Source organism: Kitasatospora paranensis (assembly GCF_039544005.1).
Lineage (GTDB): Bacteria > Actinomycetota > Actinomycetes > Streptomycetales > Streptomycetaceae > Kitasatospora > Kitasatospora paranensis.
Map to the genome: position 1 here is coordinate 4,772,953 of NZ_BAABKV010000001.1, position 16,897 is coordinate 4,789,849.

Annotated in this window: 16 protein-coding genes, 1 pseudogene and 1 riboswitch; of the genes and pseudogenes, 11 read left to right on the top strand and 6 right to left on the bottom strand. The window is 73.3% G+C overall.

The window, feature by feature from the left end; genetic code table 11:
• Positions 1-81 precede the first annotated feature (81 nt).
• On the bottom strand, positions 82-1,002 hold the full coding sequence (locus tag ABEB13_RS23050) for an SIS domain-containing protein (protein ID WP_345707016.1): 921 nt from the start codon (positions 1,000-1,002) through the stop codon (positions 82-84).
• Between the two features lie 211 nt (positions 1,003-1,213).
• Between ABEB13_RS23050 and ABEB13_RS23055 the strand changes: the two genes are divergently transcribed.
• A complete protein-coding gene (locus ABEB13_RS23055; RefSeq protein WP_100888973.1) occupies positions 1,214-2,008 on the top strand; it encodes a DeoR/GlpR family DNA-binding transcription regulator in 795 nt (264 codons plus the stop codon).
• Positions 2,009-2,165: 157 nt separating this feature from the next.
• Positions 2,166-3,464, top strand: coding sequence for an extracellular solute-binding protein (locus ABEB13_RS23060; protein ID WP_345707017.1), 1,299 nt, complete (start codon positions 2,166-2,168; stop codon positions 3,462-3,464).
• Between the two features lie 13 nt (positions 3,465-3,477).
• Here ABEB13_RS23060 and ABEB13_RS23065 read toward each other — a convergent pair whose 3' ends face one another.
• The gene (locus ABEB13_RS23065; RefSeq protein WP_100888972.1) at positions 3,478-3,819 is read right to left on the bottom strand and encodes a cupin domain-containing protein; all 342 of its coding nucleotides are present in this window, start codon (positions 3,817-3,819) and stop codon (positions 3,478-3,480) included.
• 121 nt (positions 3,820-3,940) lie between these two features.
• Between ABEB13_RS23065 and ABEB13_RS23070 the strand changes: the two genes are divergently transcribed.
• Together ABEB13_RS23070 and otsB are read left to right on the top strand one after the other, a co-directional pair.
• Positions 3,941-4,168, top strand: a complete 228-nt coding sequence (locus ABEB13_RS23070) for a DUF3263 domain-containing protein (protein ID WP_100888971.1) — start codon at positions 3,941-3,943, stop codon at positions 4,166-4,168.
• A gap of 45 nt (positions 4,169-4,213) precedes the next feature.
• Complete coding sequence (gene otsB, locus ABEB13_RS23075) at positions 4,214-5,074, top strand: trehalose-phosphatase (protein ID WP_345707018.1); 861 nt, start codon at positions 4,214-4,216, stop codon at positions 5,072-5,074.
• Here otsB and ABEB13_RS23080 read toward each other — a convergent pair.
• Complete coding sequence (locus tag ABEB13_RS23080; protein ID WP_345707019.1) at positions 5,058-6,527, bottom strand: alpha,alpha-trehalose-phosphate synthase (UDP-forming); 1,470 nt, start codon at positions 6,525-6,527, stop codon at positions 5,058-5,060. The genes otsB and ABEB13_RS23080 overlap by 17 nt on opposite strands.
• Positions 6,528-6,600: 73 nt before the next feature.
• Positions 6,601-7,580, bottom strand: a pseudogene (locus ABEB13_RS23085) (glucosyl-3-phosphoglycerate synthase).
• Positions 7,581-7,752: 172 nt separating this feature from the next.
• Positions 7,753-7,882: riboswitch (SAM riboswitch) on the top strand.
• A 17-nt stretch (positions 7,883-7,899) separates the two neighbouring features.
• Here ABEB13_RS23085 and thrC point away from each other — a divergent pair.
• From thrC to ABEB13_RS23115, 6 genes are all read left to right on the top strand, one after another.
• Positions 7,900-9,186: a threonine synthase gene (thrC, locus tag ABEB13_RS23090; protein WP_345707020.1), complete on the top strand. Its 1,287-nt coding sequence runs from the start codon at positions 7,900-7,902 to the stop codon at positions 9,184-9,186.
• Positions 9,187-9,218: 32 nt separating this feature from the next.
• On the top strand, positions 9,219-9,497 hold the full coding sequence (locus ABEB13_RS23095; RefSeq protein WP_100888967.1) for a MoaD/ThiS family protein: 279 nt from the start codon (positions 9,219-9,221) through the stop codon (positions 9,495-9,497).
• A gap of 629 nt (positions 9,498-10,126) precedes the next feature.
• The gene (locus ABEB13_RS23100; RefSeq protein ID WP_100888966.1) at positions 10,127-10,333 is read left to right on the top strand and encodes a cold-shock protein; all 207 of its coding nucleotides are present in this window, start codon (positions 10,127-10,129) and stop codon (positions 10,331-10,333) included.
• A 319-nt stretch (positions 10,334-10,652) separates the two neighbouring features.
• A complete protein-coding gene (gene groL / locus ABEB13_RS23105; protein WP_345707021.1) occupies positions 10,653-12,275 on the top strand; it encodes a chaperonin GroEL in 1,623 nt (540 codons plus the stop codon).
• A gap of 169 nt (positions 12,276-12,444) precedes the next feature.
• Positions 12,445-12,801, top strand: coding sequence for a hypothetical protein (locus ABEB13_RS23110; protein WP_100888964.1), 357 nt, complete (start codon positions 12,445-12,447; stop codon positions 12,799-12,801).
• Positions 12,798-13,067 carry a DUF4031 domain-containing protein gene (locus ABEB13_RS23115; RefSeq protein ID WP_345707022.1) on the top strand — a complete coding sequence of 90 codons (270 nt, stop codon included), beginning with the start codon at positions 12,798-12,800 and terminating at the stop codon, positions 13,065-13,067. Before ABEB13_RS23110 ends, ABEB13_RS23115 begins: the two co-directional genes overlap by 4 nt.
• Here the strand turns inward: ABEB13_RS23115 and ABEB13_RS23120 are convergent.
• Complete coding sequence (locus tag ABEB13_RS23120; RefSeq protein ID WP_345707023.1) at positions 13,048-13,677, bottom strand: HD domain-containing protein; 630 nt, start codon at positions 13,675-13,677, stop codon at positions 13,048-13,050. The genes ABEB13_RS23115 and ABEB13_RS23120 overlap by 20 nt on opposite strands.
• 169 nt (positions 13,678-13,846) lie before the next feature.
• Here ABEB13_RS23120 and ABEB13_RS23125 point away from each other — a divergent pair, with 169 nt between their 5' ends.
• Complete coding sequence (locus tag ABEB13_RS23125) at positions 13,847-14,533, top strand: copper homeostasis protein CutC (protein ID WP_345707024.1); 687 nt, start codon at positions 13,847-13,849, stop codon at positions 14,531-14,533.
• Between the two features lie 46 nt (positions 14,534-14,579).
• On the opposite strand, the gene ABEB13_RS23130 is transcribed toward ABEB13_RS23125, so the two are convergent.
• Positions 14,580-16,652, bottom strand: a complete 2,073-nt coding sequence (locus ABEB13_RS23130) for a HelD family protein (RefSeq protein WP_345707025.1) — start codon at positions 16,650-16,652, stop codon at positions 14,580-14,582.
• Positions 16,653-16,897: the final 245 nt, after the last annotated feature.

Sequence of the window (16,897 nt, forward strand, 5' to 3'; positions counted from 1 at the left end):
GTCGCTGTTCGGACCGGGCTGGGCCGGTTTGCGAATCCTGGTCGACCTTCCTTCCTGCGGGCGTGCCCGCCGGCCGGGCGTTCAGCCGAGCACCACGGACCTGGTCAGGTTGCGCGGACGGTCCGGGTCCAGGCCCCGGGCGGCGGCGATCGCCAGGGCGAGCCGCTGGGCCCGGACGAGGTCCGCCAGCGGATCGATGCCCGCCGGACCGGACCCGGACACCAGCAGCGCGCCGGCCGCCTCGACCTGCTCCGCCAGGCCGTCCGGCAGTGCGCCGAACACCCAGACCGCCCGGCCCGGCGCGGCGATGCTGATCGGCCCGTGCCGGTACTCCATCGCCGGGTAGGCCTCCGTCCAGGACAGCGAGGCCTCGCGCATCTTCAGCCCCGCCTCCTGGGCCAGGCCGACCGTCCAGCCGGTGCCGAGGAAGGAGAACTGCTCGCAGGCGACCAGCTCCGCCGGGATCTCCTCGGCCACCGCGCCCGCGGCGTCCGCGGCCGCCGCGGCGACCGTCCGGACCCCGGCCGGCAGCGCGCCCTCCAGCTCCAGGTGGGACCGGAGCAGCGCCAGCACCGACGTCGCGAAGCGGGTCTGCACCACCGACCGCTCGTCCGCGAACGCGAGGTCGAGCACCCGGTCGGCGGCCGCCGAGACCGGCTGCGCCACGTCCGCGGTGAGCGCCGTGGTGGGCGCCTTCACCCGGTGCAGCAGCTCCAGCACCTCGGTGGTGGTGCCCGACCGGGTGATCGCCAGCACCCGGTCGTACGTGCGGGCGTAGGGGAACTCGGACGCGGCGAAGGCGTCCGTCTCGCCGTGGCCGCCGCTCTCGCGCAGCGACGCGTAGGCCTGCGCCATGAACCAGGAGGTGCCGCACCCGACCACGGCCACCCGTTCGCCGCGCTGGGGCAGGTCGGCCTGCGCCCCGGCGGCCAGTGCGGCCGCGGTGCGCCAGTCGGCGGGCTGGGTGGCCAGCTCCTCGGCGGTGAGGGATGGCAGTGACATGGAGCGGCTCCTCGGGGCATACGGCGCGGAACTGCGTGAAGATGATTGATTTATAGCTCTTTCGCGCATGAATACGCAATAGCGTTCGCCCGGACGGGCCAGCGCGCGCTGTCCCGACCGCGCGCGCCGTGCACGCGGTGTGCAAAGCTGTGCAGGCTTCGCGCAGCTGCGCGCAGCGGATCGGGCGTCTGCGCGGGAGGGGCGGCACAGCATGTCCAGGTACGAGCGGTGGAACGCACTGCTGGAACTCCTCGCCGAGCAGGGCCGGCTGGAGGTCGAGGAAGCCGCCGAGGCCCTGCAGGTCTCGGCCGCCACCATCCGGCGCGACCTCGACCAGCTGGCCCGTCAGCAGATGGTCACCCGCACCCGCGGTGGGGCGGTCGCGCACCACGTCTCGTACGACCTGCCGCTGCGCTACAAGACTGCGCGGCACGCCGACGCCAAGCAGCGGATCGCCGCCGCGGTCGCCGGCCTGGTCTCGCCCGGCGAGGTGGTCGGCCTGAACGGCGGCACCACCACCACCGAGGTCGCGCGGGCGCTCGCCGTTCGGACGGACCTGACCGAGCGCCCCGAGAGCGGCGCCGGCCAGGGTCTCACCGTGGTCACCAACGCGCTGAACATCGCCAACGAGCTGACCGTCCGCCCGCAGGTCAAGATCGTGGTCACCGGTGGCGTCGCCCGGCCGCAGTCCTACGAGCTGATCGGCCCGCTCGCCGGGCTGTTGCTCGGCGAGCTGACCCTCGACGTCACGGTGCTCGGCGTGGACGCCCTCGACGTGGTGCACGGGGCCACTGCCCACCACGAGGGCGAGGCCGGGGTGAACCGGCTGCTCGCCGACCGGGCCCGCCGGGTGGTGGTCGCCGCCGACTCCTCCAAGCTCGGCCAGCGCGCCTTCGCCCGGATCTGCGGGGTGGAGGCCATCGAGACCCTGGTCACCGACGCCGGCGCCGGGGAGGACGTGACGCGCGCCTTCACGGAGGCGGGCCTCCAGGTGATCACGGTCTGAACACCCTGGCCGAACCGCCCCGATTCGCCCGATTCCGGTTGCACCTGATGCAACGTGATCTGACACTTCGGTAACTACCGGCCCGAGAGGTCTGGACCACTGGTGCACCGGCTTGGGAGGGTGGCCGCCGCTCACCCTCCCGAAGGCGGTACCCGCGTTGAACACTCCTGCCCGGCCGCGCCCGCTGCGCGGCTCCTGTCGCGCCGGCCTCGCCGCCGCGACCGCCGCCGCCCTGCTCCTCACCGGCTGCGGCGCCCTCGGCAGCCTCGACGGCACGGTGACCCTCAAGCTGGTCGCCGCCGACTACGGCGACAACGAGGAGAACAGCACCGCGCACTTCTGGTCCGACGTGGCGCAGCGCTTCGAACAGGCCAACCCCGGCATCAAGGTCTCCGTCGACCTGCAGAGCTGGACGGACATCGACCGCCACGTCGCGGACCTGATCAAGGCCGGCCACACCCCCGACCTGGTGCAGACCGGCGGCTTCGCCGACCAGGTCGCTGCCGGCCGGCTCTACCCCGCCACGGACGTGCTCTCCATCGACACCCAGGCGAACATGATCGACGCCTTCGCCCGGGCCGGCCAGGTGCTCGGCAGCCAGTACGGCATCCCGTTCGTCGCCTCCACCCGGGTCTTCTTCTACAACAAGACCATGTTCGCCAAGGCCGGCATCACCGCCCCGCCCACCACCTGGGACGAGCTGCGGCACGACGCCGAACTGATCAAGGCCAAGGTGCCCGGGGTCACCCCGTACGCGCTGCCGCTCGGGCCCGAGGAGGCCCAGGCCGAGTCGATGATCTGGGCCATGGGCGGGGGCGGCGGCCTCGCCGACAACGCCGGCAACTACACCTTCGACAGCCCGCAGAACCAGGCCACCTTCGCCTGGCTGCGCACCAACCTCGTACAGCGCCGGTTGACCTACGCGGACCCGGCCGCCACCGACCGCAAGACGGCCTTCAACGACTTCGCCGCCGGCAAGGTCGCCATGCTCAACGGCCACCCCGGCCTGATCAGCAAGGCCGCCGCAGCGAAGGTCGACTACGGTACGGCGGCCATCCCGCGCCGCGACGCCTCCGTCCGCGACGCCACCTTCGGCGTCGCCGACTGGATCATGGCGTTCAAGGCCAACGGCCACCGCGCGGAGATCAAGAAGTTCCTCAACCTGCTGTACCAGGAGCAGAACCAGCTCGAGTTCGACGAGCAGTACAACCTGCTCCCGGTCACCCAGGACACCCGCCAGGAGATGACCTCCAACGGGCGGCACGCCGACCTGACGGAGTTCCTCAACGCCCTGCCCACCGCCAACTTCTACCCGTACGGCGACCCGGCCTGGGACAAGGTCAGCGGCATGGTCAAGAAGCAGATCGGCGGAGCGGTCAAGGACGGCGGCGACCAGGCACTGGCCGCGCTGCAGACCGCCGCGTCGGCCGAGGCCGCCCGGGCCCGCCGGCAGTGACCGGGGCCGACGGTCAGGCGACGGTCAGCGCGTAGGCCTTCCGCAGCGTCTCGTGGACCGTCCAGGTGGTGCGGTCGCCGGCCCGCAGCACCGCGGCGTCGCCCGGGCCCACCTCCAGCGTCGGGCCGCCCTCGACCTCGATGGTGGCCCGGCCGCTGAGCACCACGAACAGCTCGTCGGCCTCGGTGTCGGTCACCACCCCGGGGGTGATCTGCCAGAGCCCGCGCAGCTCGCGGCCGTCCGGGGAGCTCCACAGCACCCGGCCGGTCACCTCCGGCGTGCCGGAGACGATCTGGGCGGGGTCGAGCGGCTCGGGCTCCAGCTCGGCGTCGGGGACGTGCAGGACGAAGGTCATGGTCCGACGCTAGACCCGGCCGGCGCCGCCCCGCGACGGCAGAGTGTGTCCCACCGGCCGGGCAGAATGACACCCCGTAAGACCGTACGAGGGGGACGCTGCCGAGGAGGTGGACACGGCCATGGCCGACCTGACCGACCGCGAGCGCGCGGTCCTCGCCCTGGAGGCCCGGCCCTGGCGGACGGCCGGCGCCAAGGAACGGGCCATCCGCGAGGAGCTCGACATCTCCGCCACCCGCTACTACCAGCTGGTGAACGCCCTGTTGGACCGGCCCGAGGCGCTCGCCGCCGACCCCGTCCTGGTGAACCGGCTGCGCCGGGTGCGGGAGCGCCGCAGGGCCGAACGCTGACCGCGGCCAGGGGTGCCCGGGCCGCAGCTGGGTAGCGTGCTGGGCATGGGCATTCCCGAGGAGTTCGTCCCGCGCACCCCCGCCGGCCGCGACGGCCTGGCGGCGCTGCTGTCCGCACCCCGCGAGGCGGTGGTCGCCCTCGACTTCGACGGCACACTGGCGCCGATCGTCGCCGATCCGGACGCCGCCCGGGCCCACCCCGGAGCCGCGGCCGCGCTCTCCCGGCTGGCACCGCGGCTGGGCGCCGTGGTCGTGGTGACCGGCCGCCCGGCCGCCGTCGCCGTCGAGTACGGCGGCTTCGCCGGCGTGCCCGGGCTGGAGCACCTGACCGTGCTGGGCCAGTACGGCGCCGAGCGCTGGGAGGCCCGGACGGGTGCGCTGTCCTCGCCCGAGCCGCCGCCGGGGGTGGCCGCGCTGCGCGCCGCGCTGCCCGCGCTGCTGGCCGCCGAGCGGGCGCCCGAGGGCACCTGGACGGAGGACAAGGGCCGGGCGCTGGCCGTGCACACCCGACGGACGGCCGAACCACAGCAGACTTTGGACCGGCTGCGCGCGCCGCTCGCCGCGCTGGCCGCCGAGCACGGCCTGGTGGTGGAGCCCGGCCGGTTCGTGCTGGAGCTGCGGCCGCCGGGCGTCGACAAGGGCGCCGCCCTGACCGCCTTCCTGGCCGAGCGCTCCGCGCGGACGGTGCTCTACGCCGGCGACGACCTCGGCGACCTCGCCGCGTACGCCGCCGTCGAGGAGCGCCGCACCGAGGAACTGCCCGGTCTCCTGGTGTGCAGCGGCCCGACCACCGGCGAGGCCCCCGTCCGCGAGCTCGCCGACCGGGCCGACCTCGTGGTGCCCGGCCCGGCGGGGGTGGTGGGCCTGCTGGCCGCCCTCGGGGCCGAACTCAGCCCAGCGCGTTGAGCTGGTCCAGGAACCACTGCTGCGGGGGCAGCGCGGTGGCGGCCGCGGCGAGCCGCTTGCACCGGTCGGCGCGCTCGCCGTCCGGCATGGTCAGCGCCCGGTGCAGGGCCTCCGCGGTCTCCACGACGTCGTACGGGTTGACCGTGACGGCGTCCTCGCCGAGCTCGGCGTGCGCCCCCGCCTCGCGGGACAGCACGAGCGCGCAGCCGGCGTCGGAGACCACCGGGACTTCCTTGGCCACCAGGTTCATGCCGTCCCGGATCGGGTTCACCAGCGCCACGTCGGCCAGCCGGTAGGCCGCCAGCGACCGCGGGAAGTCGTCGTTGACGTGCAGGATCAGCGGCTGCCAGTCGGGCGTGGAGAACTCGTCGTCGATCTCCTGCGCGATCCGCTGCACGGCGGCGGTGTACTCGCGGTACTCCGGCAGGTCGTGCCGGGACGGGTAGGCGAACGCGATGTGCACGACCCGGTCGCGCCACTCGGGCCTGGTGCGCAGCAGGTGCCGGTAGGCGAGCAGGCCGCGGACGATGTTCTTGCTCAGCTCGGTGCGGTCGACCCGGACGATCGTCCGCCGGTCGCCGACCGACTCGCGCAGCGCGGCGAGCCGGGCGTCCACGTCGGGCCGGTGCGCGCGCTCCCGCAGGAAGTCGGCGTCGGCGCCCAGGCCGTGCACGCCCAGCCGGGTCGTCCGGCCCGCGTGGGTCACGGTCAGCGCGGCGCGGTCGACCTCGGCGCCGAGGACGGCGGCACAGCAGTCGGCGAACGCCAGCGCCCACCGCTCGGTGAGGAAGCCGGCCCGGTCGGCGCCGAGGATGCCGGTCAGCACGGCGGCGGCGACGTCGTCCGGCAGCAGCCGGTAGTACTCGGGCGGGGCCCACGGGGTGTGCGAGAAGTGGCCGATCCGCAGGTCCGGGCGGAGCGCACGGAGCAGCTCGGGGGCGAGCGACAGGTGGTAGTCCTGCACCAGCACGGCCGCGCCGGGCGCGGCCTCCGCGGCGAGCGCCTCGGCGAAGGCGGTGTTGTACGCGACGTAGGACTCCCACTCGCGCCGGAACCGGTCGTCGAACACCGGCGAGACCGGGGTGTCGTACAGCAGGTGGTGGACGAACCAGAGCGTGGAGTTGGCGATGCCGTTGTAGGCGCGGGCGAACGTTCCCGGCTCGATGTCCAGCATCCGGACAGCCTGTCCGCCGACATCGTGCCCGGCCCGGTCCAGCCGGCCGTCCGGTGCCTGCCGCGCCGCCTGCCGGTCCGCGTCGCCGAGCGCCGCGCAGACCCAGACCGCGGTCGGGTCGTCGATGGCGGAGAGCCCGGAGACCAGCCCGCCACCGCCTCTGCGCAGGGTGAGCGTGCCGTCGTCCTCGCTGCTGAAGGACACCGGGCCGCGGTTCGAGGCCACCAGGATGGGGGCGGCGCCGGACTGCTGCTGGGGTTCGAACGCGAGATCGGCCATATCCCCTAGCTTGCCGCGCGGCCGGGGGTGCAAACCATTCGGCGGCGGCGCGCGGCCCGGTGTCCGGTGAACTTCAGGGAAACGCGCGGCGCTGCCGGTACTCCGGAACGGTCCGCATCGGCGGCCGCTCCAGGGAGCTGACCGGGTGGGTGTGCGCGGTGAAGCCGCTGCTCTCCGGGTCGCGGTCGAACTGGGTGAGCAACGGGCGGACCAGGTCCGCGGAGGCCTTCAGCCGGTGGCTGCGGTCCAGCCGTTCCAGCGCGGTGCGGTAGATCGTCGCCGCCATCCGGCCGAGTGCCTGCCCGTCCTGGTGCCGGTGGTGCCGCACACCCACGTCCACCTGGGCCAGCGCGTCGAGCCCGACCTCCTCCAGCGCGTCCACCAGCAGTCCCAGCTCGACCCCGTAGCCGGTCGGGAAGGGCAGCCGCTCCAGCAGGCCGCGCCGCGCCGCGTACTCGCCCCCAGCGGCTGCACGAACCCGGCCAGCTGCGGCCAGTGCAGGTTCAGCAGCGGGCGGGCGACCAGCTCGGTCACCCGGCCGCCGCCGGCCGGCACCACCGCGCCCTGGGTCTCCAGCGGACGGTCGTACATCGCCTTGACCAGCTGGATCCCCGGGTCGGTGAGCAGTGGTCCCACGATGCCGGAGACCAGCGCCGGGTCGAACTCCCGCAGGTCGGCGTCGACGAAGCAGACGATCGCGCCGGAGGTCGCCAGCAGCGACCGCCAGAGCACCTCGCCCTTGCCGGGCGCGGCCGCGACCCGGGGCAGCAGGTCGTCGCGGTGCACCACCCGGGCGCCGGCCGCGCGGGCCGTCTCGGCGGTGCGGTCCACCGAGCCGGAGTCGACCACCACGAGCTCGTCGACCAGCGGCAGACGCTCCATCAGTTCCTCGCGGATCCGGGTGACGATCTCCCCGACGGTCGGCTCCTCGTCCAGGGCCGGCAGGACCACGCTCACCGTGCCGTCCGGGCCGGCCGCCCGCTTCGCGGCGAGCAGGTGCTCCACCGGCCGGTCGGCCGCCGTCCAGGAGCGGCGGCGCAGCCAGGACGCCACCTCCGGGAGGACGTCCGGGCGGGGCTGGTCGGTCACGTCTCGCTCCTCGTTGCTGCCATCTCGCGTATCGGACATCCGGGCCCGCACAACGGGCCTTCGGATACAGTCTTCGTACTGCGGCCCGACCATCGCACGCCGGGGTCACCGCAGCGCAGGACCCACAACTTCACAGAGCTCATCCAGAGGGACTGAGGGAACGGCCCGTCGACGTCCCGGCAACCTTCTCGCGCGGCGCCGCAGGCCCGCCGGGACAGGTGCCAATTCCGTCCTGTGGCGCGACCGCGCCACGGGGAAGATGAGGAGAGAGGCCTCCGCCACCATGGCTACCGCTACCCCTGCACCCTCCGACGTGACCACCGCCGTCGACCTCGGCCCCGCCACCGCGCTGTCCTGTCGCGAGTGCGGCGCCCGCTCCCCGCTCGGCCCGGACTTCGCCTGTCCGGAGTGCTTCGGCCCGCTGGAGATCGCGTACGACTACAGCGGGTACGAGGCCGAGGAGCTCCGCAAGCGCATCGAGGCCGGCCCGGCCAGCATCTGGCGCTACGCCCCGCTGCTGCCCGTCCCCGCGGACGTCGCCGACAAGCCCAACCTCAACCCCGGCTGGACCCCGCTGGTCAAGGCCGACAACCTGGGCCGCGAGCTCGGCTTCACCGCCCAGCTGCACGTCAAGGACGACTCCGGCAACCCGACGCACTCCTTCAAGGACCGGGTCGTGGCCTGCGCCATCGAGGCCGCCCGGGCGTTCGAGTTCACCACCCTCTCCTGCTCCTCCACCGGCAACCTGGCCGGCGCGGTCGGCGCGGCCGCCGCCCGGGCCGGCTTCAACTCCTGCGTGTTCATCCCGCACGACCTGGAGCAGGGCAAGATCGTCATGGCCGGGGTGTACGGCGGTGCGCTGGTCGGCATCGACGGCAACTACGACGACGTGAACCGGTTCTGCTCCGAGCTGATCGGCGACCCGGCCGGCGAGGGCTGGGGCTTCGTCAACGTCAACCTCCGCCCCTACTACGGCGAGGGCTCCAAGACGCTGGCCTTCGAGATCTGCGAGCAGCTCGGCTGGCGGCTCCCCGAGCAGATCGTGATCCCGATCGCGTCCGGCTCCCAGCTCACCAAGATCGACAAGGGCCTGCAGGAGCTGATCAGGCTCGGCCTGGTCGAGGACCGCCCCTACCGGATCTTCGGCGCCCAGGCCGAGGGCTGCTCCCCGGTCTCCGCGGCCTTCAAGGCCGGCCGCGACGTGATCCGCCCGGTCAAGCCGGACACCATCGCGAAGTCGCTGGCGATCGGCAACCCGGCCGACGGCCCGTACGTGCTGGACATCGCCCGCCGCACCGGCGGCGCCGTCGAGGACGTCACGGACGCCGAGGTGGTCGAGGCCATCAAGCTGCTCGCCCGCACCGAGGGCATCTTCGCCGAGACCGCCGGCGGCGTCACGATCGGCGTGCTCAAGAAGCTGGTCGAGACCGGGCAGCTCGACCCGTCCAAGGAGACCGTCGCGATCAACACCGGCGACGGCCTGAAGACCCTGGACGCAGTCGCCGACGCGGGCCTGACCACCACCATCCGCCCGACGCTGGAGTCCTTCCGCGCCGCCGGCCTCGTCTGAGCAGCCCACCCCTTCCGCCAAGGAGCACCCGCATGAGCGCCAACGTCCGCATCCCGACCATCCTGCGCACCTACACCGGCGGTTCGGCCGAGGTCACCGCCGAGGGCGCCACCCTGGCCGCCGTCATCGCGGACCTGGAGCAGAACCACGCCGGCATCGCCGCGCGCCTGCTCGACGATGCGGGCAAGCTGCGCCGCTTCGTCAACGTCTACGTCAACGACGACGACGTGCGGTTCGCCGAGGGTCTGGAGACCGAGATCAAGGACGGCGCCAACGTGTCGATCATCCCGGCGGTGGCCGGCGGCTGCTGAGCCCGGCGCGCACACCTGGGCCGCCGTCGGACCGGATTCCGCTTTTCCGGTTCCGACGGCGGCCCGCCGCGTTTTGCCGGAGGGTCAGTGGAATGGCACAGGCCCGCGGGGGAGTAGAGTTCCGGATGTCGGAACCTCCGCTCCTTCCGGCTTCCCGATCGGTCCTGACGTCGTGCGTTGCAGCCGAATTCCGCTTTCCCGGCTCCGCGCGGATCGCATACGCAGGGTCCGGGCAGGGGCGTGGCGGGCCGTCCGGTCGCTGAGACGGGGCGTGGGCGATGCGGTGGCGGACCTGTCAGGAGAGCGTCAGAATTTCTCCGGCGTTATGTCGCCCTGCGTCCGCTATGTCCGGCGCGAATTGCCGTTCTCTGCGGCATTCATCCCGTCATATCCGTTGTCGGAGTACTCGATTCCTCCGAAGTTGGGCCTGTTGCACAGGGCTCCCGGCCGGATACATTCAGCCGCGATCGACGCAGTCACCCGCTCGCGCGGCCCGGTACCGGGCGCAGGGCGGCGGTCTGCGGCGTGCGCGGCTGCGTCCAGGGGGTTCCCTCGGGCCGGCCTGCCAGACCTTGGGCCCGCACCGTGCGGGCCCGTGAAGGGCCAGCACAGCACAAGGGGAGTTCGGAATGGCTCAGGGCACCGTCAAGTGGTTCAACGCGGAGAAGGGCTACGGCTTCATCGCGGTCGACGGTGGTGCGGACGTGTTCGTCCACTACAGCGCGATCCAGATGGACGGCTACCGCACCCTCGAGGAGGGCCAGCGGGTCGAGTTCGAGATCTCCCAGGGACAGAAGGGTCCGCAGGCGGACATGGTCCGCGCCGCTGCGGCCTGACCTTCCCCTGTGGAGCCTCGGCTCGTCCTCGCCGACGGCCGCCTTTCTTCACGACAGGCCCGTACGACACACCGTCGTACGGGCCTGTCGGCGTCCGCGGGGTCGCGGGACACGGACCGCGGACACGGCCGACGGGCTTGCACTCGCCACCCCGGAGTGCTAATCATTGGCGTTAGCACTCACAGCTTGAGAGTGACAACGCGGACCGGGTCGGTGAGGCCCCCGCGAGCGGTAGGGGACAGGACCCCCGCTCCCAGGGCCGTCCGTCGCGGGCACCTCTGGTCCGAGCAGTCGACCGTGTCCCGGAGGACCACTTCTGATGGCCAAGATCATCGCCTTTGATGAGGAAGCTCGCCGCGGCCTTGAGCGCGGTATGAACCAGCTTGCCGACGCAGTGAAGGTCACGCTCGGCCCCAAGGGTCGCAACGTCGTTCTGGAGAAGAAGTGGGGCGCCCCCACGATCACCAACGACGGTGTCTCCATCGCCAAGGAGATCGAGCTCGAGGACCCGTACGAGAAGATCGGTGCCGAGCTCGTCAAGGAGGTCGCCAAGAAGACGGACGACGTCGCGGGTGACGGCACCACCACCGCCACCGTGCTCGCCCAGGCGCTCGTCCGCGAGGGTCTGCGCAACGTCGCCGCCGGCGCCAACCCGATGGCCCTGAAGCGCGGCATCGAGAAGGCCGTCGCCGCCGTCTCCGACCAGCTCCTGGCCCAGGCCAAGGACGTCGAGACCAAGGAGCAGATCGCCTCCACCGCCTCGATCTCCGCCGCCGACACCCAGATCGGCGAGCTCATCGCCGAGGCGATGGACAAGGTCGGCAAGGAAGGCGTCATCACCGTCGAGGAGAGCAACACCTTCGGTCTGGAGCTCGAGCTCACCGAGGGCATGCGCTTCGACAAGGGCTACATCTCCGCGTACTTCGCGACCGACCTGGAGCGGATGGAGACCTCGTTCGAGGACCCCTACATCCTCATCGCCAACTCCAAGATCTCCTCGGTCAAGGACCTCCTCCCGCTGCTGGAGAAGGTCATGCAGAGCGGCAAGCCGCTCGTCATCATCGCCGAGGACGTCGAGGGCGAGGCCCTGTCGACCCTGGTCGTGAACAAGATCCGTGGCACCTTCAAGTCCGTCGCCGTCAAGGCCCCGGGCTTCGGTGACCGCCGCAAGGCCATGCTCGGCGACATCGCCATCCTCACCGGTGGCACCGTCATCTCCGAGGAGGTCGGCCTCAAGCTCGAGAACGCGGGCCTGGACCTGCTCGGCACCGCCCGCAAGGTCGTCATCACCAAGGACGAGACCACCATCGTGGACGGTGGCGGCGACAGCGACCAGGTCGCCGGCCGCGTGAACCAGATCCGCGCCGAGATCGAGAACAGCGACTCGGACTACGACCGCGAGAAGCTCCAGGAGCGCCTCGCCAAGCTGGCCGGCGGCGTGGCCGTCATCAAGGCCGGCGCGGCGACCGAGGTCGAGCTCAAGGAGCGCAAGCACCGCATCGAGGACGCCGTCCGCAACGCGAAGGCCGCCGTCGAGGAGGGCATCGTCGCCGGTGGTGGCGTCGCGCTGCTGCAGGCCGGTGTCGCCTTCGACAAGCTGGAGCTGGAGGGCGACGAGGCCACCGGTGCCAACATCGTCAAGGTTGCGCTGGAGGCCCCGATCAAGCAGATCGCGACCAACGCCGGCCTCGAGGGCGGCGTCGTGGTGGAGAAGGTGCGCAACCTTCCCGCCGGCCACGGCCTGAACGCCGCGACCAACGAGTACGTCGACCTGATCGCGTCGGGCATCATCGACCCGGCCAAGGTCACGCGCTCCGCGCTGCAGAACGCCGCCTCCATCGCGGCGCTCTTCCTCACCACCGAGGCCGTCATCGCCGACAAGCCGGAGAAGGCCGCTGCGGCCGCCGGCGGCGGCATGCCGGGCGGTGACATGGACTTCTGATCCTCCCGAGGATCGGCAAGCTCCTGACGCTCTGCGAGGGCGGTCTCCCCATCACGGGGAGGCCGCCCTCGCGGCGTTCCCGAGCCGCCCACGCTGCCGGAGCCGTTCGGGATACCGCTGGGCACCGCGGGTTTCCCGGCCGCCGGGCGACCTGCGGGACAATGGACGGATGGCCACCCCTGACATCGAAGCCGCCCTGCACAGCGCCCGGGCGCTGATCCTCGCCGACCTGACCGCCCGTGACGTCGCGGACGCCGCGGTGGTGTCCCTGGTCGAGAACGCCGTCACGCACCGCCGCTGGTGGCTGGAGCAGTGGCCGGACGGCACGGAGTACGTGCTCGGGCTGGTCGCGCAGGACGTCCAGGACGCCCTGCTGGAGGGCTACGGCCGCTGGCCGCTGTGCGAGGCCTGCGCGGCCGAGGGCGACCCGCACGCGCTCAGCGTGGAGCCGGAGCTCGGGCCCGAACCGCACTGGGTGTGCGGCAAGGAGGGCGTGGCCGTGGCCCCGGTCGGTGCCCTCACGTGATCCTCGTCGACCCCCCGACCTGGCCCGGCCACGGGGAGCTCTGGTCGCACCTGGTGAGCGACGTGTCGTACGAGGAACTGCACGCCTTCGCCGCGCTGCTCGGCGCGCCCGCCCGCGCCTTCGAACGGGATCACTACGACATCCCGGCCCCCTGGTACGAGAAGGCCGTCGCCCTCGGCGCCCGCCCGGTCGGCAGCCGCGAGCTCGTCGCCCGGCTGACCGCGGCCGGGCTGCGGCGGCGCAAGGCTAGCCTTCGAGACGGCTGAGCTCGGCGGCGAGGTTGGCCCGCGCCGGGGCGTCGAACCGCTCCCGGGCGGCGGCGGTGCGGTAGAGCGCGGGCAGCGCGAGCAGCTGCCGCAGGATCGCCGCCCGCCCGCTGCGGAAGGCGTCCTCGGGCACGAACGCGTACTCCTCGCGGACAGCGGCCGCGTATGCGGCGTACCCCTCCGGCTCGGAGCCGAGCACCGCCAGGTCGGCGTCGCAGAGCACCTCGCCGTTGCCGTCCCCGGGCTCGGGGTGGTGGGTCACGGTGAGCCGGACGAGCCGGGCGACCTCGGCGACCAGCTCCTCCGCCAGCCCGGCCTCGCGCAGCGCCCGGACGGCCAGCCCGGCACTGCGCTCCTCGTTCTCCGAGCGGTCCGGTCGGTAGACGGCGTCGTGGAACCAGGCCGCCAGCCGGACGGCGTCCGGCTGCGGGGCGTCCTGCGCCAGCATGTCGACGTGCGCCAGGACGGCCGCCAGGTGGTCCGTCGTGTGGTAGCGGCGCTGCGGCTCGGCCCAGCGCTCCAGCAGGTCCCGGCCGTACGGCACCGGGTCGGCGGTCGCGCCGCAGCGGCGCAGCAGGTCGTTCCAACCATCGAGCAGGGCAGCGGTCATGACGCCCATTCTGGCCGCTCGCCGCGCCGCCGCGGCGACCGCCTCCCGGTCCTGCGGAAGGCGCCGGCGCCGGGACCGCCCCAGGCGGTGCCGGCCGCGGCCGGACGGCGGCCCGAACGGACCGGGGAGGGGCTCGCCGTGCGCCGGGACGGTGTGGCAAGGTAGCGATATGTCTAGACCAATCGTCGAAGTCATCGCGCTGACCGCTCAGGACGCCCGCGCCGCCGAAGCCGGCGGCGCCGACCGCCTCGAACTGGTCACCGACATGGCCGCCGACGGGCTGACCCCCTCGGTGGCCGACTTCGCCGCCATCCGGGCCGCCGTCGCCCTCCCGCTCCGGGTGATGCTCCGGATCCGGGACGGGTTCACCCCCGGCGACCTCGACGAGCTGCTCGCGCGGGTCGCCGTGCTGCGCGCCGAGGGCGCCGAGGAGTTCGTCCTCGGCTTCCTCGACGCCGACGGCGCGGTCGACCTCGCGGCCACCACCGCCGTGGCCGAGGCGGTGGCCGGCTGCCGCTGGACCTTCCACCGGGCCATCGACCACAGCGCCGACCGGGCGGCCGTGCGCGCCGCCGTCGCCGACCTGCCCGGGCTGGACACCTTCCTGACCTCCGGCGCGCCGGCCGGCGTCGACGCCGGGCAGGGCGTCCTGGAGGGCGAACGCGCCAAGGCGGGCGAGCCCGGCTACTGCCAGCGGATCCTGGTCGGCGGCGGTCTGCGCGCCGAGCACGTCCCCGGGCTGCTCGCGGCCGGCTTCGACGCCTTCCACATCGGCGGCGCCGTGCGGGTCGACGGCTGGACGACCCCGGTGGACACCGCCAAGGTCGCCGCCTGGCGCACCCTCGTCGACGGCTGACGGCCGGCCCCGGATCGGCCGCCGACCGCCGGCCGTCGACCGACCGTCAGCGGTCGGCCAGCTGCTCCGGCAGCGGCTCCGCGTGCAGCACCTGCAGCCCGGAGACCGCGCGGGTCAGCGCCACGTACAGCCGGCGCAGCCCGGTGCGCTCGTCGGACTCCCCGGCGACCACCGCGGCCGGCTCGTCGAGCACCACGTAGTCGTACTCCAGGCCCTTGGCCAGCGAGGCGGGCACCAGGGTCAGCCGCGCCTCGGCGGTGGTCTCGGTCCCCGGGTCCAGGAACGGCAGCCCCGCCTCGGCGAGCGCCGCGGCGAACAGCGGGATCCGCGCGTCGGCCGCGATCAGCCCGGTCGAGCCCTCGGCGGCGAGCGCCGTCCGGCAGGCCTCGACGACCGCCGCCACCGGATCCCCCGTCACCTGCCGGACGGTCAGCGAGTCCGGCGCGTCACGGACCGAGGTGGCCGGTGCCAGCCCCGGCGCGATCGACGGCAGCAGCCGCGAGGCGTACGCGATGACCTCCTCCGGCACCCGGAACCCCTGGGTCAGCTCCTCCACGTGCGCCGCCGGCTTGCCCAGGTGCTGCAGGGCCTCCGGCCAGCTGCCGGTCGCCCACGGCGTGGTGCCCTGGGCGAGGTCGCCCAGCACGGTCGCCGAGCCGGTGGAGCAGCGCCGGCCGACAGCCCGGTACTGCATCGGCGAGAGGTCCTGCGCCTCGTCGAGCACCACGTGCCCGAGCGACGGCGTGCGCTGCACCAGGTCGGCGGCCTCGTCCACCAGCACCGCGTCCGCGGCCGACCAGGCGGCCGTCCGGGCCGAGCGGGCGGGCTTCTCCCACAGCACCGCCCGCTGCTCGTCCGCGGTCAGCACGCCGTCGGCGCACTCGGCGAGGAACACGGGGTCGGACAGCAGCCGGTGCACCAGCTTGACCGGGTCCACCGGCGGCCAGCACTCCTTCACGACCGCCTTGACGGCGGCGTTGCGCGCCACCGCGTCCTGCACCCGGTCGTCGGGGGCCTCGCCGCCGTGCTCCATCTTCACCAGCACGGCGTGCGCGATCCGCTGCGGCAGGGCCTCGCGGGCCGCGCCGTAGCGGATGTCGCGGGCCCGCAGCTCCTCGATGATCCCGGTCAGCTCATGGGCCGGGACGCGCCAGCGGCGGGCGCCACGGACGACCACGCACGGCTCCTCGGGCAGCCTGATGCCCGCCTGCACGGCCCGGCGCAGCACCTCTGCCATCCGCGCGTCGCCCTTCACCAGGGCGGACGCGGCACCGTCCGTGCCGCGCACCTCCACGTGCGCCACCAGCTGCTGCACGGTGGCCTGGGCCACGTCCAGCTCGCCGAGCGCCGGCAGCACCTGCTCGATGTAGTGCAGGAACGAGCTGTTCGGCCCGATCACCAGGGTGCCCGTGCGGGCCAGCCGCTCCCGGTGCGCGTACAGCAGGTACGCCACGCGGTGCAGGCCGACCGCCGTCTTCCCGGTGCCCGGGGCGCCCTGGACACAGATCGTGCCGGAGACGTCCGCGCGGACGATCTCGTCCTGCTCCGGCTGGATGGTGGCCACGATGTCGCGCATCGGGCCCACGCGCGGCCGCTCGATCTCCGCCGCCAGCAGCGCGGAGCGGGTGTCCGACTCGGCCGGGTCGGACAGGTGCTCGTCCTCGTACGCCGTCAGCTCGCCGCCGGTGTAGCCGAAGCGGCGGCGCCGCTCGACGTCCATCGGCTCCTTGCGGCTGGCGCGGTAGAACGGCTGGGAGACCGGCGCCCGCCAGTCGATCACCATCGGGTCGCCGTCGGAGTCGTGGACGTGCCGGCGTCCGATGTAGAACCGCTCGCCCGACGCGCCCTCGGCCAGCTCCTCGCCGACGGCGTGCAGGTAGTCCAGCCGTCCGAAGAACAGCGGGGTGTGCGCCAGGTCGGCGAGCGCGGTCACCCGCTGCTCGATCTGGCGGGAGAGCACCTTGGCGGAGACCCAGGTGCCCGCGACGTCGCGCAGGTCCAGCGACTCGACGTCCTCGCGCATGGCGCGCAGCGCCGCCCGGGAGGAGGACAGGTGGTCGCGCTCGCGTTGCAGCGGGTCGAAGGCGGCATCGGCGGCGTCGGTGGTGGGGGAGTGCACAGCGAACCTTCCCGGCTGCCCGTCTCTGCGGGTCAGCGGACTCGTCGTAGCTCACGGTGAAGGACACCGACCGGTTGCCGACCGGCCGGACCTCCCACGGCTGCCGACGACGGGGCACCACGGTTCGGGAGGGGCAGACCGAAGATCCTAGACCCGACCCCGAGGCGACGCCATTCGTTTCCGTAGGGGGCCGTACGCCGGAAGGACGACACACGGCTCCCCTGATCAGGACCTTCGGGGTGATG

Coding starts and splice junctions, on each gene's coding strand:
- ABEB13_RS23070 (WP_100888971.1), top strand. CDS start 3,941: ATGGCCGACCTGACCGACCGCGAGCGCGCGGTCCTCGCCCTGGAGGCC.
- ABEB13_RS23080 (WP_345707019.1), bottom strand. CDS start 6,527: ATGGCCGATCTCGCGTTCGAACCCCAGCAGCAGTCCGGCGCCGCCCCC.
- ABEB13_RS23125 (WP_345707024.1), top strand. CDS start 13,847: ATGTCTAGACCAATCGTCGAAGTCATCGCGCTGACCGCTCAGGACGCC.
- ABEB13_RS23050 (WP_345707016.1), bottom strand. CDS start 1,002: ATGTCACTGCCATCCCTCACCGCCGAGGAGCTGGCCACCCAGCCCGCC.
- ABEB13_RS23065 (WP_100888972.1), bottom strand. CDS start 3,819: ATGACCTTCGTCCTGCACGTCCCCGACGCCGAGCTGGAGCCCGAGCCG.
- ABEB13_RS23055 (WP_100888973.1), top strand. CDS start 1,214: ATGTCCAGGTACGAGCGGTGGAACGCACTGCTGGAACTCCTCGCCGAG.
- ABEB13_RS23095 (WP_100888967.1), top strand. CDS start 9,219: ATGAGCGCCAACGTCCGCATCCCGACCATCCTGCGCACCTACACCGGC.
- thrC (WP_345707020.1), top strand. CDS start 7,900: ATGGCTACCGCTACCCCTGCACCCTCCGACGTGACCACCGCCGTCGAC.
- ABEB13_RS23110 (WP_100888964.1), top strand. CDS start 12,445: ATGGCCACCCCTGACATCGAAGCCGCCCTGCACAGCGCCCGGGCGCTG.
- otsB (WP_345707018.1), top strand. CDS start 4,214: ATGGGCATTCCCGAGGAGTTCGTCCCGCGCACCCCCGCCGGCCGCGAC.
- ABEB13_RS23100 (WP_100888966.1), top strand. CDS start 10,127: ATGGCTCAGGGCACCGTCAAGTGGTTCAACGCGGAGAAGGGCTACGGC.
- groL (WP_345707021.1), top strand. CDS start 10,653: ATGGCCAAGATCATCGCCTTTGATGAGGAAGCTCGCCGCGGCCTTGAG.
- ABEB13_RS23120 (WP_345707023.1), bottom strand. CDS start 13,677: ATGACCGCTGCCCTGCTCGATGGTTGGAACGACCTGCTGCGCCGCTGC.